The 18122-nt window shown below is 43.0% G+C and carries 11 protein-coding genes; 5 read left to right on the top strand and 6 right to left on the bottom strand.

The annotated features are described in order from the left end of the window. Positions 1 to 174: 174 nt before the first annotated feature. From B5F18_RS08540 to crcB, 3 genes are all read right to left on the bottom strand, one after another. A complete protein-coding gene (locus tag B5F18_RS08540) occupies positions 175 to 3978 on the bottom strand; it encodes a LamG-like jellyroll fold domain-containing protein (protein ID WP_087157257.1) in 3804 nt (1267 codons plus the stop codon). A 102-nt stretch (positions 3979 to 4080) separates the two neighbouring features. Continuing rightward, positions 4081 to 10326 carry a beta-N-acetylglucosaminidase domain-containing protein gene (locus tag B5F18_RS08535; RefSeq protein ID WP_162607570.1) on the bottom strand — a complete coding sequence of 2082 codons (6246 nt, stop codon included), beginning with the start codon at positions 10324 to 10326 and terminating at the stop codon, positions 4081 to 4083. 312 nt (positions 10327 to 10638) lie between these two features. After that, entirely contained in the window at positions 10639 to 11007 is a 369-nt protein-coding gene (gene crcB, locus B5F18_RS08530) for a fluoride efflux transporter CrcB (protein ID WP_087157255.1), read from the bottom strand. A 156-nt stretch (positions 11008 to 11163) separates the two neighbouring features. Between crcB and B5F18_RS08525 the strand changes: the two genes are divergently transcribed. After that, positions 11164 to 13083, top strand: a complete 1920-nt coding sequence (locus B5F18_RS08525; RefSeq protein WP_087157254.1) for an ElyC/SanA/YdcF family protein — start codon at positions 11164 to 11166, stop codon at positions 13081 to 13083. 149 nt (positions 13084 to 13232) lie between these two features. Here B5F18_RS08525 and B5F18_RS08520 read toward each other — a convergent pair whose 3' ends face one another. Beyond that, positions 13233 to 13769 carry a flavin reductase family protein gene (locus tag B5F18_RS08520; RefSeq protein ID WP_087157253.1) on the bottom strand — a complete coding sequence of 179 codons (537 nt, stop codon included), beginning with the start codon at positions 13767 to 13769 and terminating at the stop codon, positions 13233 to 13235. A 17-nt stretch (positions 13770 to 13786) separates the two neighbouring features. Beyond that, the gene (locus B5F18_RS08515) at positions 13787 to 14866 is read right to left on the bottom strand and encodes an NAD/NADP octopine/nopaline dehydrogenase family protein (protein WP_087157252.1); all 1080 of its coding nucleotides are present in this window, start codon (positions 14864 to 14866) and stop codon (positions 13787 to 13789) included. Between the two features lie 195 nt (positions 14867 to 15061). On the opposite strand from B5F18_RS08515, the gene B5F18_RS08510 reads away from it, so the two are divergent. After that, positions 15062 to 16009 carry a LysR family transcriptional regulator gene (locus B5F18_RS08510; protein WP_162607569.1) on the top strand — a complete coding sequence of 316 codons (948 nt, stop codon included), beginning with the start codon at positions 15062 to 15064 and terminating at the stop codon, positions 16007 to 16009. 37 nt (positions 16010 to 16046) lie between these two features. Here B5F18_RS08510 and B5F18_RS08505 read toward each other — a convergent pair whose 3' ends face one another. Beyond that, the gene (locus B5F18_RS08505; protein ID WP_087157250.1) at positions 16047 to 16757 is read right to left on the bottom strand and encodes a dihydrofolate reductase family protein; all 711 of its coding nucleotides are present in this window, start codon (positions 16755 to 16757) and stop codon (positions 16047 to 16049) included. Between the two features lie 212 nt (positions 16758 to 16969). On the opposite strand from B5F18_RS08505, the gene B5F18_RS08500 reads away from it, so the two are divergent. From B5F18_RS08500 to B5F18_RS08490, 3 genes are all read left to right on the top strand, one after another. Then, entirely contained in the window at positions 16970 to 17353 is a 384-nt protein-coding gene (locus tag B5F18_RS08500) for a VOC family protein (RefSeq protein WP_087157249.1), read from the top strand. 113 nt (positions 17354 to 17466) lie between these two features. Beyond that, complete coding sequence (locus tag B5F18_RS08495) at positions 17467 to 17874, top strand: hypothetical protein (RefSeq protein WP_087157248.1); 408 nt, start codon at positions 17467 to 17469, stop codon at positions 17872 to 17874. Positions 17875 to 17880: 6 nt separating this feature from the next. Beyond that, the gene (locus B5F18_RS08490) at positions 17881 to 18087 is read left to right on the top strand and encodes a helix-turn-helix transcriptional regulator (protein WP_087157247.1); all 207 of its coding nucleotides are present in this window, start codon (positions 17881 to 17883) and stop codon (positions 18085 to 18087) included. Positions 18088 to 18122: the final 35 nt, after the last annotated feature.

Genomic DNA, 18122 nt, shown 5'->3' with positions numbered 1-18122 from the left:
AAAATTCTTCCTTTTTGTTTTATTTTTCATCGAAAAGCAAAAATAACTTTTTCTATTCTTTTCTTATTTTATTTATTGTGCACAAACTTCCCGCCAAAGGAATAAAATATTGTAAAAAATGGGGAACCCAAACGAATATAAGTCTGGGCTCCCCATTTTCACATCATAAATTATCTATCTGTTTTGTCTCTTTTTTGCTGTAATTCCAACTGCCAGTATCGCTCCTGCCATTACCAATATCACCATCATGGTGTCTATATTTGTCATATCTGCAGTCTTGGCGCTTTTTGCATTGGAACCGGAATCTGTGGTCTGCTCATTGGTGTCAGAATTCCGATCTACACTTGCCACAACTTTGCTTTCCTGTACATCCTGATTCTGGTTTTGTACATTCTCTTCTTTCTCAGATGCCGCAACAACTGACATCGCTGCTCTCAAATCTTCTTCTGCTTTTGCAACCTCTTCTTTTGTTGTCTCTTCATCTTCCAGAACTTCCACTGCATAGGCAAGTGCTGTCTGCATGTTTTGCACTTCCTCCTCGCTGTTTCCGCTCATATCGATTCCTTTTGCTGTGTTTACAAGCTCTTCCAGAGCAGATTTATCCGGTTTGAGTCTTAAATCTGCCATAGCTTTCAGAAGATTTCTCCATGCACTGTCCACCTCATCCTGCATGGCATCTTCATTTTCAAGGACTTTGTTTGCAACTTCCAGGGCAGCAAGGAATACATCCTGTCCATCGCTCAAATAATTGTTCAGATCCAGCCCATTGGCCATAGCTGCGACTTTTTCAAGATCTGTCTTATCTCCTTGTTTGAAAGACAGATACTGCATCACGCTGATCAGTTCTTTCCAGCTCTCATCGATCATCTCCTGCGTAACAGATGTGTCGCCGTCTGCTACTTTATCAAGAAGTTCCTGTGCGTTTTCCATGGCTTTATTGAATTTTTCTACAACAGACGCCACCACACCTTTGGTATCTGCTGTCTTTGCAAGCCCCAGTGCATATTCAAGAATTGCTGTGCTCACTTTACCTTCCGGTTCTTCTGTCTCATTTAAAGCATCCACAATTTTGACAACTGTAAATGAGTGTGGTTTCAAAGTAAGGACTGCATTTTCTCCCTCGATCGCCTCAGTATGTCTTTCTACTTTTACATTATCAGGCTCTTCAAGGGTATTCTCTGTATAAAAGGTAGCTCCGGAAATTTGCTGGATTTCCATCGTTTTTCCGCTCAAGTCATATCCGTCCACCCTTACCTGCATCTGGTTTTCACTCTCCAGATTCAGATTTACGATCGCAGCATATACATTTCCTTCTTCATCCTTGCTTGTCAGGACTGAATACTGAGCTACACCATTGTCTAACATCTGTTTGGCATTCAGGCTTGCCTTTGTCACCTGATTTCCAAAGGAGCTGTTGAGCATTTCAAACACTCTTGCACTTGGAGTGGAGAAAAACTTAAATTCCCCTTCCCCTGTAGCTGTATCTCCTCCGACACTGACTGCCTGAATCACCGCCTGCTGGGTTGGTCCAAGGGAATCCGCACCGTCTGAATACCAGTCCACAAGACAATGTTTCTGGATATACGGGCTGCCAAGTTTCACATATTCCATGATCGCTCTTGCAATGTAAAGCGCGTGTGTCTGAGAGCGCACCATTTTGTCTGTGGAACGGAAAATTCCATACTCAGAGATTACCGGAACCTTTGTGCTGTCATACTTTTGCATCAAAGTCACATAGTTTTGTACTTTTGCTGCCTGGGCATCTCCTTTTTTCATTGCATCGTAGTAAAATGTCTCTCTCGCACTCTCACTTGTACTTCCGCCTGATGGTGTTCCGGAATACGGATGAATCGTCAAACCGTCATACAGTGTGTCACATCCTTCGTTGTGCATTTTTGTGACAAAGTTTTCTGTTTCAAAACTGGAATATGCATAAAATTCTTTCTCTTCAATTCCATTTTCCCTGTTGTACTCATTGATCTGGTCCATGGTATCCCGCATAGACTGAGAGATTGCCACAAATCCGTCTCTGTCCACACTATAGTCCACACGGATCTGGCCTCCCTTTGCAGGAATGGCGCCGTGCACACCATCTCCAAAATGAATGGCGCCTGTCTTATAATCTACCCATGCAGCCTTTTCATCTGCCGAAACTGCGGAAAGGTCATCCACAAGGTTCCATTCTTCTCCTGCCACATACACATGTACGCTTCCTTTATTGACTGCTGTAAAGTCCGCATAGCCCTCTGCATTTTTGTCCTTCTCCACGCGTGCATAACGCATGTAGAATACCTGGTCTGCACTTCCGTCTGAGTAGGATTGTGATTCATTCCAGTCGCCCTCCACAACCGCATACTGTTTTTTGAATGTTGCAGTGCCACCGTTTACATAGCCTTCCAATGCGCCGCCCGGAACATCGTCGATCCAATATGTCTGGGCTGTTGTTCCGTCTGTTCCGCCTTGATACATTTCATTTCCAATTTCAAAGTAACGGACATCAAACGGCTCCTCATGTCCATTTTTTGCTCTGACGTCCGCCCAGGCAGTTCCTCCATTTGGATTTGACCCAACCTCTGCATTGAGATACTCCACCAGATCTGCCGCATCATCGGCATCTCCTCTTGCCAGCGCGTAAACATAGACAAGCTCTGAATCATTTGCCTGCACAAAATCCGCCACTTCTCCAAGCCCAAAATTCGGCATAAGGCCATGCTGTCCTGCATTGTTGTAAAATCCATGGATCTGCGGCACTCGATTTTCCTTATCTCCAATCGTCTCCTTCCAATTGAACAGATTGGAGATCGTTCCTCCCGGATAACGCAGCGAGCCAAATCCGGCCTCATCGTAAAGTTTTGTGAAATCCTCTTTCATCTGCATGGTCTCTGAGTCAAAGCTGCCATATCCGTTGAACCCATATCTATGGTTGATCCCAAAGATAGCATCCCCGATCGTCCTGCTCACTTCCCCCGGATCGATCGTCAGCATCATAGCTGCATCGTTGTAAGCTTTCAAAGCCGCGTTCAACTCGTCGAAACCTGCCTGCAGCTCTTCTTTTGTCTTTGCCGTCTCAAGTATATTTTCAGCTTTTTCTATCGCCTCTTTCAAGGCAATTCGCTGTGCATTTCCATCTTCAAGCTGATTTTCATCATAGGTTTCCTTTGCTTCGTCTATCAAACTTTTCAGACTTTTTCGTATACCGGAAAGCTCCTGCTCAAGCACCACATTCTCATGCTCTGCAAACAGTGCCTGAACTTCTTCCTCTGTAACAGCTCTGTTGTAGATGCGAAGTTCATCGATATCCCCTTCAAACTGGCCTGTATCTCCGGTATTTTTGTGTGCACCGATAATGAGATCCGTCACTGCGTTGACTGCTCCCTGGCTTAACTCTTTTTGCGATGTCTGCTCTCCGTTTACATAGAGTTTGACGGTGTACGGAGACTGTCCTGATTTTACAAGCACAAGATGTTCCCATTTATCCATGCCTTTGCTGTTTCCAAGCGGGACATCCGCTGCTGAGATATATGTCACATACTGCTCATTTTGATTGTAGAGAAGTGTACGTCCGTTTCCGCTTTGTTGAAGAATGATTGTCTTTGCGGACGAATTCAGTGTCGAAGAGCGATTGAGCCAGAGAGAAATTGTCATATCCTCCCCACCTGAATTGATCGCACTTGGGATGAGCATCCTTGCACTTTCTCCGTTTCTTTTGTCAAAATGAAGAACACTTCCAAATTCTGTATCTGTATTTTTGACACTTACAGCATTTCCTTTCAGCTGGCCTTTCAGTCCGTTGTCGGTCCCGCCATTTATCATCGGGTCACTGCCTTCAAAGTCCCAGTATCCCTTCATTCCTTCCTCAGACACTGCAAGCGTTGCTGCATTGTCCATGGCAAAGACAAATGTCTGACCAGAAAACAACATGGATGCACTTACAGCCAAAGCCAATACTCTCTTTGACCATTTTTTTCTCTTCTTCATGCCTTTTCCTCCTTTTTTTGAAAAGGACCATTGCTCCACAGCACCTTTAGCTGTTTCGCAATGATCCTTTCTATGCCTGATCTCTCAAGCTGAATGTTTGATTTACTCTTCTTCTTTTTTGCGTTTCAGTGCTACAGCTCCTGCTGCCGCTGCCAGCGCAAATGCCGCCATTGCTGCTGCCGGGCTTGTCATATCTCCGGTCTTTGCACTCTTTGCATTTTTATTATTTGTTGCTGCAGACTGGCTGCTGTTTCCTGCATTCTTATCTGTTTTGCCAGATGCATTTGTTGCTGCACTGCCTGTTCCGGATTGTCCTGCCTGTCCAGTCTCACCTGTGGATGCCTGGATCTTTCTTACAGCTGCCTCAAGGTCGTTTGCTGCTGTCGTCACTTCTTCTTTTGTGGCCTCCTCGTTTTCAAAAACGCTCATCGCTGTTGCAAGGGCTCTTGTAAGGGACGCTACATCGCTTTCGCTGCTTCCTGTTGTGTCAAGTCCCTGCGCTTCTTTGATAAGAGTTTCCAGAGCGGATTTATCTGGTTTCAGCCTCAGCTCGCTCATCGCCTTTAAAAGTGCTCTCCAAGCGTCATTTACTTCATCCTGCATTGCATCGCCATCTTCAGCAACTGCTTTTGCCTCTGTGAGGGCTGCTGTAAATGCCTCTTTTCCTTCAGCAAGATACTTGTCCAGATTGATCTGGTCTGCCATAAGAATGACTTTGTTCAGATCTTCTTTGTCTCCCTGCTTAAAGGACAGATACTGCATTACATTGATCAGTTCTTTCCAGCTCTCATCAATCATTTCCTGTGTTATGGATGCATCTCCTTTTTGCACTTTCTCTAACAGAGCCTGTGCATTTTCCACAGCTTTATTAAATCTTGCCACAACAGATTCTACAACTCCAGTTGTGTCAGCGTCTTTTGCAAGTTTCAGAGCATATTCAAGCACTGCTGTGCTTACTTCTTCGGCCTCGCCTGCTACGACAAGTTCTGCCTCTGCCTTTTCAAACGCTGCTTTTGCATCTTCAAACTCTGCTACAGATGTGTCCTCGCTGTCGAGGGCCATAAGCGCATCGTACGCCGCTTTGTATGCTGCATAGGAATCTTCTGTGTATCCTGCTGCCCCTTTCAGTTCAATGGCATCGCGATATTCATCCATGCCTTCTGCCCTTGCCTCAAGCGCTGTGATCGCATTTTCTATCGCTGCAACTGCTGCTGCAACAGTCTCTTTTGTACCGTCCTTGTAAAGTTCCTTTGCCGCCTCAACTGCTTGGGTCAAGTTTCCATAAGAGGATGTTGTGTAATCCTCTGCAGCAAGTCCCTCTGCTCTGGCAACCTGCTCTTTTAACGCAACAACCGATACAAGTTCTTTTGTTGCATTTTGCAGTTTTTCAATCCATTCCTGTGGATTGTCGCTGTCAATGTTTGCCTCTGCCTCTTTGATCGCATCCGCAAGCACTGCGTAGGAATCTTCCGTGTAATCCGCTGCTTTCAGTTCTTTCGCCGCGTCGATGTAAGACTGGAGATCATCCTCTTCCACTGGAACAAGAGCTGCCTTTGCTGTTTCGATCGCGTCAACCGCTGCTTTGATCTGATCTTTCGTTCCATTCAAAAGAAGTGCTCTGCTCTCATCCACTGCACTCTTGTATACCGCAAAGCTTTCTTCTGTGTAAAGGAATTCATCTGTTTTCTCAAATTCATCGATGGCCGCAACCAATGTTGTTACGTTCACAAGGCCAGCCTCTGCCGTCTTGTAGCTTTCTGTCACTGCGGCAAACTCTGTTGGATTTACCCTGTCAGTTTCTTTTTCCGCTGCTTTATCCTTCTCAATCAAAGCCTTTGCCATCTCATAGGCTTCGGTCCATGCTGCAAAGCTCTTCGTTGTGTAGGATGCCGCCAGATCTTCATTGTAGGAACGGATCGTTGTCTCTGCGATCTCACGGTTGCGGATGGAGAAGATAAGTCCCGCCTTTGCCTCTGTGATCTCTGACTCAAGCTGTGCCGCCTCAGTCTCTGAAATATCATCGGCATTTTCAAGGGCCTCTTTTGCTGTTTCGATCGCTGTCTCATACACAGAAAAACTGGTCGCTGTGTATACATTGTTATCATTTACAAGATTTTCATCGATCAATGCCTGAAGTGCAGATACGTCTGCCTTTACTTCTGCATTGCTGATTGCCTTTTTAAGCGCTGCGACTGCGCTGTTTACTGTTTCCTGAGAAACATATTCGCTTTCATTTACTTCCTCTGCAACCGCTTTTACTGCATCGTATTCTGCTTTTGAGGAAGTTGTCCAGGAATCATATCCGTCCGGTGCAGCTGCGATAAGCTCTTCCAGTTCGCTCTTATCCGTTGCTGCTACTTCCATCCCAAGTGTGATGATCTCAGAAATTTCAGGAATCTTTTCTCCCCATTCCACTTTGACGCTAAGAAGTGTTTTTCCTTCCGGAATCATAAATTCATTGATCGCCTGTGCCAGTGTTCCAACAACGGTATTTGTTGTCTTTCCATCCTCATAGAACTCTGCTGTCACAATCGCGTTGCTTGCCTCTCCGTTCTGAATGATACGGAATGTTTTCAGTCCTTCCGGATTTGAGATGTCATATTTCATGCTGCCGTTTTCAGATGCTGGTTTGTAAGTTGTAGCCAAATCTTTATCCAGCATGTTGCTCGGCTTGTGTCCTCTCTCTTCCAAAGTGCCCTCAAACGCTGCATTTGTCTCTGTGGAAATATATTCGCCGCCATTGATCATGATTTCGTTCATCACAAGAGCACGATTTGGATAATCTGCTGTAATAAGAATTCTTAAATAGGATGCTTTCTGATTTATGGCATCATTTCCAAAATAACGTACATTCGGATAATTGGTGTCAACATTTCCAAGTCCGAGTCCTCCAAGTGATGTCGTTCTGTCTGTATCTGTCACTCCATCCCCGATTTCAAATGCATCTTTCCAATCTTTTCCGTCTGTGGAAAGCTGGATTTTAGCATCACGAATGTAATCTGTCTGACTGTCAGCCACATAAATTCTTAATGAACGGACATCAATTTCCTGACCAAAACTGTATACAGCACTGTTTCCTTTTACCGGAAGTCCTCCAAATTTAGTTGCTGTAGATACATCACCATCAAAGGCTTTTCCGTCATTTCTAGTATCTCCCCAGCTGCTAATTACGTTAATATCTGAGGAAATAAGCTCTCCCAACACACCGATTCCGCCAATCGTTACCTCGAATTTGTCTACTGCAATTTCCTGCTCTTTTTTGGTTTTGTTGATGATACGAATATAACGGGCTTTTGTATCTTTCAGATCACCTGTTGTGAGTTCTTCCCAAACCACTCCGTTTTTGGATGCTTCGACTTTCACATCTCCATCCTCGATCGCTGCATCGAGTGCTGTCAATTTTTGAATGGCCTTTAAATCGATTCCTATGTACTCCTCTGGCTGTAAAGTAATTGTACCTTCAGAAAGATCCGCACGTTTTTCTTCTACAGTTGTTGTGAAATCTTTTGCATCGTCAGAGTTTGTGTACAGATTTTCTTTTCCTGTCGTTCTTACCGGAGCAAATACGGAAATCTCACTGACACGCCACCATACTGCTACCTGTTTTGTATTGCGCACACGGATATAACGGGCTGTCACATCACCTTGAACTGTCTGTTCGTTTGCTTTTACAAGCTCTCCAAACGTTTTCCATGTCTGCTTATCTGAACTATACTCTACTACACCTTCATCCAGAATATCCCCGCCGTTGTTTCTGGCTGTATCCTGAGCTATATATACGGAACCTACTTCTTTTTCTTCTCCAAGGTCAAGGATCACAGCTCCGTTTACCGGAAGGTTATCTGCTCCGCTGCTGTTCTGCAGCCACAATTCTGTTGTTTTATTTCCATCCACAACATTGTTGACATTTCCACCTGCATTTTTTACTTCAGACGAGAAGGATACAGAAGAAACATCATATGCCTTATCTGTTGCATCTTCCACTTTATTGATATCAATAGAGTTGATCAAAAGCCAGCTGTCAACATTATTGTCTCTTGTAGCGATCAAACGTACGGCTGTAACATTCTCAAGATTCAATCCATTTTCTTCAATTGGCTCTGTCGAATTTAATGGACGGCTGTACTCTGTTCCGTTTACATCCTTCCATGTTTCTCCATCTGTTGTATACTGCAGTTTAGAATAGTAGAAATGGTTTTTTCCACCTCCTAATAAGAAACGGATACTGTTTACTGTTGTTGGACGGTTAAATTCTACCCCTATATACTGATCTTTATATACATAGTTCGGATTATAGAACTGAACTGACGTGCCATCATCCCCATCCAGCGCATTTTCAATCTTGCCAACACTTGGTGTATTATAAGCATTACTGATGTAAGTCTGTGTCACAACCGTAGGATCAGCAACTTCCTGTACCTTTTTGGACAGATATGTTTCCATAGCTGTGATAAACGGCACGATGTGCTGCACACCTACTTCTGCATACTCTGTGTGGTCAACATAGTGGAATCCATGTGTCTTGGATTCACTGAACTGCTGTTGTCCTTTGGAATAGTTGCTTACAAGGCTTGAACTGTCGCCAGATTTATAATCTTTGAGCGCCTCTAAATAGTAAAGCGCTGCTGAAGTTGTATTGTCCCAGCAGTCAAGCCAGTACACGATCTGGTCTTTCAGATTTTCATCTCCGGCCTGGGCACGGAATACTTTTGCTGCATTCTGAAGAATCTCAAACTCATTTTCAATGTCTTCAATTTCTTCCGTTGTATAGTCACCGCTTGTCAGACTTTCTTTAAATGGAGTCAGTTTCTTTTTCAGCTCCACAGACTCTTCCAGAGCAACAACTCTGCTGTCCATTGCCTGATTGATCATATGTTTGGAAAGTTCTTTCAAAGCATTGGATGCATCGTTTTCGATTGCGGAGTTGTGATCCACATATTTAAAGGAATTCTCCCACGCCTGATTTGCCTCTTCTTCTGTCTCCCAAATATTCCAGGAATAGGACGCATTACCGAAGATGGCAACTTTACTTGGCTCAGACTGCTGCATTGGATTCAGCACGATTCCCTGGATTTTGTCAGGATCCACACCCGGGTGAAGGAAGTTTGAATATCCTCCCATGATCAGATGTTTCTTGGAATTGTCTGTACAAGGCCAGTTGATCCACATATATGGTCCACGGCCGGCATTGTTGGTAAAGTCCTCTGTAAATTGATTTGTTACTTCTCCCCAGATTCTTCCGCCTGTCATAACAATCTGTACATTTTCCGGGAATCTGGAATAATATGACTCTCCTCTTCCCATGTATTCCTGTGTACAGAATGGGAGAGTTGTTTTTAGATCCGGATATGTCTTTTTCATCTCCTGAAGCCATTCTGTCATGTCTTCCAAAAACATCACATAGTTATCTGCACCTACATTTGCAGCATCATCGGCAAGAATTGCAATCTGGCGCACTCCTGCTTTGATGACCTGCTCAAATTTTGCCTGTACTGCTGCCAGATCTTTTTGATACTGTACATACCCTGCATTTTTGTCAAATTTGATCGCATTGTACATAAACGGATGCAGTGCATAGACGAAACGGCATTTGGACTCATTTCCTGTCTGTGCCAGAGGTTTGATCTTTGTCTCAATCTCCTCATCTGTATAGAGGGCACGCCAGTTGGAATTGTGTTTCGGGTCATCCTTTGGCGCATAGAAATAAGAATTCAGTTTGTAATAACCGCCCCATTTCATCAGATTGATACGATCCTGTGTTGACCAAGGATTTCCGTAGTAACCCTCGATAAATCCACGGCTTACAACGTCCGCATAGTCTTCCACATGGAAGTTGCGGATCGTAAAACTATCCAGCTGTTTCACGACATGATACAATGTGGTAACTCCATAAAAACTTGCATCATTGTCTTTTCCTAGCACAGCGATCACGCCGTCATCACTGTCCAGAATATAGCTGTCCGTTTTTTCAAACAGATCAGTGTCCTTTTGCTCAATGTTTTTCTTCACATAAGTGTCTACGTAGGTGTCTTCATTATCCTTTGTTCCGATGAGAATATTGGTTTTGCCTTTGACAACTTCATCAGATTCTGTCACATTCAGCTCTTTTAAAGCTGCTACCTCCCTGAATCTTGCCTTTGTCGCATCGTCAACTCCTTCTTCGTACACAACATTGATAGAATCATCAAGAATATAGTTTCCATCCGTATACTCGATGGAGTGCGGAGTAGGATAAAGCTCATATTCTTGTTCTGCTGCCTCTGCCTGGATCGGCGGCATGGTTGGAACAAGTCCACATACCATAGTCGCTGCAAGCACTGCAGCCAGTACTCTTTTTCTCTCTTTCATACAAAACTCCTTTCTCATAATACTATGTCCTCCAACGGACTATGAGACTGCATCTTCTCCCTTTATCTTTTCTAAAAAGATAAAAAACCGAATCCACAAAAAGAAACGTATCCTGGAATACGTTTTACTTCATGAATCCGGTTTTGCTCGGTATTCCGATAACAATCCTTGACTTGATTTTACATTTTGCACAAATAAAATACAAGCATTTTATGCCATTTTCCCAAAACATGGTATTTTGCACAAATATCTATTTGTTTTTCACCTTATTTCTCCTTATTTTTGTGATATTTTTACAATTTTTTTATGATATCAGTGCAGAAAAAAGAACATCGTCCTCCCCATGTACACACCAAACAGACAAGTAAGCACACTGCCTATTATATAGACCACTCCAAGCACTGTATTTCCCTTTTCCAACAATGTAAATGCCTCCAGAGAAAATGTGGAAAATGTAGTAAAACCTCCACACACACCTGTCTTCCAAAACAAGGAAATTTTCTGTGAGTATTCAGGCTTTGTGGATAGCAGGCCTGCGAGAAATCCTATCAGGACCGCTCCTGCAAAATTCGTGGCAAAAGTCCAGACTGGAAATTGTCCCTTTGTAGGTAAAAGGCTTAGTAAATACCTTCCCACAGCCCCACTCGCTCCTCCAATGGCAACATGAAAAATTCCCGGCATCGTTTCCCTCCCTTCACCAAAAATTAATATATTTCATTATATCATCACCAAAACCATACAAAAAGATAAATAATTACCGGATTATATCTATTGATTTTTGTCAAAAGTTCTTTTAAAATTATTAATAACAAAAAACGGAAAGGAGGGGATACGTTTATGAAAAAATTTTTACGTATCCTACTGGCAGCAGCCCTTGTCATTACTTCAGTATTTGTGGCTGCGCCAGCAACACAGGCTGCCTATTCACCGGAAGAATCTGCGATCATTGAGGAAATGATTTCCTACTATGGTCATCATAAGGAAAAAGCCTCAACTGATATCCAACGCCTTCTGGCCGATCTGACAGCACAAAACGCAAAAACCGGAGAGGTTTGGGGAAAGATCATGGATTACTGGAGCTACGTCAACACAGAAATGCCGGTAAACCTTAATGTTGCCCCGGACGGACTTGCAAACGATGACAGTCTCTGCTTTGTTGTTCTTGGTTTCCAGCTCAAACCTGACGGAACCATGAAGGACGAGCTCATCGGAAGACTGCAGGTTGCATTGGACAGCGCAAAGAAATATCCAAATGCCTATGTTGCCTGCACAGGCGGAGGTACCGCATCCCAAAATCCGTCTGCAACAGAAGCAGACCAAATGGCAGCATGGCTGATCGACAATGGTGTTGATCCTAATCGTGTCATTGTGGAAAACAAATCTACAAGCACAGTGGAAAACGCTCAGTTTACTTACAAAATCCTTCGTGAATCTTATCCGCAGATCGATTCCATCTGCATGATCACAAGTGATTACCATATTCCTCGCGGATGTCTTCTGTATAATTCCAGACTTCTTCTTTCTGCTTACGAATCTGGCGACAAACTTCTTGACATCGTAAGCAACGCTGGATATGTAACAGGCTCCCAGGGATATGAGTCGATTCTGCTGCAGGCACAGGGTGTTTGCCAGATTGCCGGGGTATCCTATTCCTGGATATCTCCTGAATTATCTGTGTTGGAAAGCTTGACCGCAGAAAATGAAGATACCTGCATTCTTGGACAGGAGCCGAATTTCAAAGTGTTGGCTCACTACAATTCCGGATATACAAAAGATGTGACCAAAGACGCTACGATCGAAGGATTCGACTCCTCCAAAGAAGGTGTACAGAATGTGACGGCATCCTATACAGAAAATGATGTCACAAAGACTGTCTCATTTACCGTGACAGTTGAAAAGCCAATCCAGTCTGTTGATACAGATGTTCTTCAGTATGCACTCGAACTTGCTGCCAAAGCAGACACAAACGGTGTAGTTGTATCAGTAGTGGAAAAATTTGAGGCTTTAAAAGCTCAGGCACAGGATATCCTGAACAGAGCTGCAGCAGGAGATGAAACTTTGACACAGGAAACAGTAGACCAGACATGGCAAGACCTGATCAGTGTAATGCAGTATCTCTCCTTCAAACAAGGGAACAAAGAAAACCTTACAAAAGTCATTGAGATGGCAAACAGCCTTGATTTGAGCAAATATCTGGACGAAGGACAGGATGCATTTAACGAAGCCCTGACAGCAGCAGAGGCAGTGAATACAGACGGAGATGCAATGCAGGAGGATGTGGACAGTGCATGGAAGGCTCTCTTAAAAGCGATGAGCGATTTAAGACTGAAACCAAGCAAAGATGCACTTGAGGCATTGATCGCATCCGCACAGACCGTAAGCCTTGCAGATGTAAGTGAAACAGATGCCGCAATGTTCCGCACAGCGCTTGCAGATGCACAGGCTGTATATGCAGATGCACAGGCGACAGAAGAAGAAGTAAAAACAGCAGTGGATACTCTGGCAGCAGCAATGGACAAAGTAGCGTCCGCGGCTGAAAAAGAGGAAAATAAGGCAACAAACGGAACCATTTCTGATCTGACAGCGAATGCAGCATCCGTAACGGATACCAAAGACACTGCAAAGGATGACAGCACAAAAGCAACATCCGAAAAATCAGTAAAGACAGGGGATACAGCAAATGCAGCTACCGCTTTAGTAGTAATGCTTGGGGCTTTGGCAGCGACATCTGTTATCTTGAAAAAGAAGAAAATGTAATATAATTTAAATTAAGAAAAGAAATGCTAAAAAACCGGATTCACATCTGCATATATGGATGTGAACCCGGTTTTTCATATGATGTCTGCGCCGCAGACTTGACTTTTATAACCTTCTTATCCCCTCTTTCTATAACTATTTTGCCATTTCTATTCTTCCTTTACGAGGATATCCGTAATCTCTGCAATATAGAGGTGATGATAGCCTCCTCCTTCTCCATTTGCGCTGTTCTCACCACCATACCACTTACCTGTAAACTCCTTGTTTCCAAGAAAATCTTCCTCTTTTAATTGGAAAACACACAGTTTTTTGCAGATAAACGCAAGCCTTGCCTCCTCAAAGTATGGTGTTTCTCCTTCATGCAGCACATGCAGGCCGCACTCTTTTACTTTATCGTAATCTCTGCCGGATTTGGTTCCACAAAATCCCAGCATCTTCCGGTAGCTTTTATCGAACACTGTCAGCGAAAAGGTATCAGACTGTGACGCAATCTCATGGGTATATCTCTCCGGCCGAACAGCCGCGATCACAACCGGTTTCTGCCATAGGATACCCATGGTGGCCCATGCCACTGTCATCGGATTTACAATCTCATTCTTTTGCGCTGTCATAAGAAACCAGTCCTTACTGATCATATCAAAAATGTTCTCGTCTAATTCTGATGGTGTGATTTTTTTATAGCTCATAGCTTTTTCCTCCTCTTTTAACCTTCTATCAGATAATGCTTTAATGTCTCAAGATTCATGCCATCTATTCCAAGCTCCTCAAGACTTCTTCCACTGTTCCAACAGTCCTCCCCAAGAAGTATTGTTCCTAAATTTACCATGGAATCCATTACCGGTGTCTGTACGCCGTAGCAATGTGCCAGCTTTGCCCAGGATGCGATTCCAAACGGAATGTCCTCAGAGTAGTATCTGTTTTTTACATCCGCAGGTCCTGTGATCTTTGCAAAATTCGGATCGGATGCAATGGCCTCTTTGATATCATCCGTCTTTACTGCTCCGCCAACCCCGTGCGCTGCAATATCAGATTCATATCCAAACGCATCCAGAATAGCGATCCTCTCCTTATCCACTGCCTCCGTAGTTCTTGCTACACAGTCTGTAAATCCTTCTGTATAAAAATGGAAGTCTCCTTTTGCATACTCAATCCTTCCTGCATTTAAAATACAGCCAGGTACATGGATAATTGGATTTAAACTGGAAAGGCCGCAGGCAATGACACTCTCAACTGCCTCCAGTCCTTCAAACAGCACAGAAAGTTCTTTCACAACTTCCCCGGTCCGTTTTGCGGGAATCACACCGACTTTCAGAGGATTGAACCTGCTCATCACAAGAGACTGACCCGGTCCTGTAAGGCGCGTTGCATAAGGAAGTGTGTGCGTCTCCGCTACTGCCACATCCTCAATTCCTTTTTTCTTAAATTCCTTCCAAAATATTAAAGAGCCAAATGTCCCCGGAAGTACGAACACGATCTGCCCTGGCTTTACAACATCTGCAAGTTTCTTTGCGTACCCTGCGTGCGCAAATGCCGGCACTGCAACAAGAATGTATTTTACATCTTCCACTGCCAAACGAAGATCACTTGTGACCATTGCAATATGCGTTTCACCACTGCCACATGCTCCTTTCAGTTCAATCATTTTCGTGTCAAACACCTTCTGCATATTGGGCACAAACCGTTCTTCCTCATACATATGTACTTCGAATCCACGCATTGTCAAATCTGCCGCTGCTGCATGGGCTCCATTTCCTCCGCCCAGCACTGCCACTTTTGTTGCCATATAAATGCCTCCTTTGTTTCAAACCCTACCGTTGACACCTCTCTTCATGCCTTTATATAATAACGGTATGTGATAATCATATATTCTGTATTTAATTATAATTTCTTCTGTTTCCAACGTGGAAATATGCTTTTGTTATCAGGGTATATGAATTTTGAATCTTATGTAGTTATGATTTTCAGAAAGGAAAAACAAATGACACTTCAGCAGCTGCAGTATGTACTTACCATTGCACAGGAAGGCTCTATCACAAAGGCTGCCCATGTCCTGTACAAATCACAACCAAATATCAGCAATGCCATCCACGAGCTGGAGGAAGAGCTTCAGATTCAGATTTTCAAGAGAACTCCAAATGGTGTGCTTTTAACTCCAGAAGGGGAAGAATTTCTCATCCAGGCTGATGCTATCATAGAACAAGTAAATTCTCTGAAGAAAAAGTACAGTCCAGACAACAGCGAAACATTTCGTTTTCGCATTTCCATTTCTCGCTCCTCCTATATTGTCCGCGGAATTTCCGAATGGCTTAACCATACTGTGGATAGCGGTGCCCCTTTGGATCTGCATATCCTGGAGACCAACACCAACCGGGTCATCGAGAATGTCAGCAGCGGACATGCTGACCTTGGAATCATCCGTATTCCAAGCGAGCAGTCGGATTCCTATAAAACCCTGCTGAAATCAAAAAATATTTCCATGCAGATTCTGATGGAATTCCCACTTCGGATTGTATTTAAAAAGGACCACCCCTTAAGCCGATATCAGGACATCCCTTACGAAAAACTGGAACCTTACACAGAGATTATCCACGGTGATGACCGCGTGCTTGCGATCCAGAAATCCCAGATCAATCCCGGTCCTGATATGAAACATAAAAAGAGAAAAATTTATGTATACGACAGGGGCAGCCAGATCAATTTACTGGAAAATATAAAGGATTCCTATATGTGGGTTTCACCGATTCCCCTGGACATGCTCAATGATTATGACATGGTATTAAAAGACTGTTCGTTTGCAACAATCAAAAACCAGGATATCCTCATATACCGCAGCAGCCAGAATCATGCGCTTGTGAAAGAATGCCGTGAATATCTCACCAAATATGTAAAAGAACTTTTGAAAAGTATAGAAACCCGTGAGAAATAATCTCCTGGGTTTCTATTTAAAATAAATCTGCACATTTTTAATTCTTCACCTGATACTTTAACCAGACTCCATTTTCTCCGATCCGTTCTATACTCTTTAACGAAAACTCTTTTGGAACTCCCACTGATAAAAACGGCACTTTGTCAAATACCGTTGGTTTTCCCGGAGCTCCGTCTGCTGCTGCCGCAATCAGAAGACTGAGTTCATCTAATAGTCCAGCCTGAAGAAATGACCAGTTGATCATTCCACCTCCGCAGATCAACATTGTGCGGATTCCAAATTCTTCATAAAGTTTTTCTGCTGCCAGTTTCCAGTCAATTTCCGTTTTTCCTGCAATGATATAGGCAACTTGTTTTTCCTGCAGATAAGCACGAACTTCCAAAGACGCCTGTTCTGTGAGTATTTCAATAACCTGTGCAGGTTTTGCCCCCTGTCTATGGAATATACCGGACTTCCATCCGATCTCTCCTTGCGCGTCCACTGCAATATAATAAAAGGCTTCCTCTGACTTTACGATAAAATCCCCCAATGCCACCTGATTGCCGGATCTTTCAAGCTCAGGTTTGATGTTTCCGGTCATTTCTTTGACAGTTACTGTCCCAAACAGCCAGGCATCAGCTGCCAACTGATTGCGGATATCTCCATACGCTTTTCCCATCTCTGCACCTTCTGTGGTTCCCATAAAAGGTCCGGAAATTCTTCCATCCAGAGCACTTAAAATATGGCAAATCATGTACGGTCGTTTCACAATTATCCCTCCATATGTATTTTGCTGTTCTCCATATACTTACAACATAAATTATAATTATCCTCTTTCTTTTATTCAACTGGAGTGGACAAAAGAGTGATGATTCTGCCCCTGGCACTTCTTTTGTTCTGCTTATTTTGGCGAGAAAAGATATCGGAACTGCCATATTTTTGCTATATTATATTTATCAATAAAAATTGAGGTGACTTTTTATGAAGATCGAACACATTGCCATGTATGTAACAGATTTAGAAAAAGCAAAAAATTTCTTTGTAACATATCTCGGTGCTGTCTCTAATGACGGTTACCATAACAAAAATACAGATTTTCGCTCATACTTTTTGTCATTTGATGATGGAGCACGGCTGGAAATTATGAATAAGCCAGATATGAAAGACATGGAAAAACCGCTTGCAAGAACCGGTTTTGTCCATATCGCTTTTAGCGTTGGCAGCAAGGAAAATGTTGATGCACTGACCAACACATTAAAAGCAGATGGATTTGAAGTGATCAGCGGTCCCCGCACAACTGGTGATGGATATTATGAAAGCTGCATCATTGGAATAGAAGGAAATCAGATTGAGATAACTATTTAGAGCAGCCCCAAAAAGTTAAAAATATTTCACATTTCTTATTGACTCTCCACATCAGAAGTGATATATTTTTAACACAAAGAAGTTAGAAATATTTCACATTGGAGGTCTTGATTATGAAAACACAAAAAACAACAATCAATTTAAGAACATGGATGTTCCTCAAAATCACACCAGCCGTACTATTTTGGGTATATTACTGGATGTGCACAAGGGATAGCTGGAGTCCGGCTTATATGTATATCCAAACCGCTATTTTTGCTGCTGCAGGACTCCTTGTTGGCTACCAGATTTCCTATGCAAAAAGAAAAGATATTTTCGATGAATTTGCAAAAGAAAACCTAAAAACAACAGATTCCATTTGCCTGAAAATTGCTTATACACTAATGATCATTGCTGCTGTTGCATGTATCTTCTCCGATTTTTCAGGAGAAATCGCAGGATACTGCATCCTGACCAGCATTCTCTTACTTACAATTTTAAGAGCTGTAATCTTTAGTATCATTGATAAGAAAGGGATGTAATCACCTATGCTGAAAACAAAGATAAAAGAATATAGAGAAAAAGCTGGATTAAAACAAAGTGAACTGGCGGCACTTGTCTCTGCCAGACGAGAAACCATCGTTCATCTTGAAAATGGAAGATATAATCCGTCTTTGAAACTAGCTATGGATATTGCAAAAGTTTTCCATGTAACTGTTGAAGAACTATTTGAGTTTGTAGATGATGAAAAATAAAAATATGGGACAGAGCCTGATTTTTAAAGGTTCTG

Origin of the sequence: Lachnoclostridium sp. An181, from assembly GCF_002160325.1 — a bacterium.
GTDB lineage: Bacteria > Bacillota > Clostridia > Lachnospirales > Lachnospiraceae > An181.
This window is presented reverse-complemented; position numbering and strand designations above follow the sequence as displayed.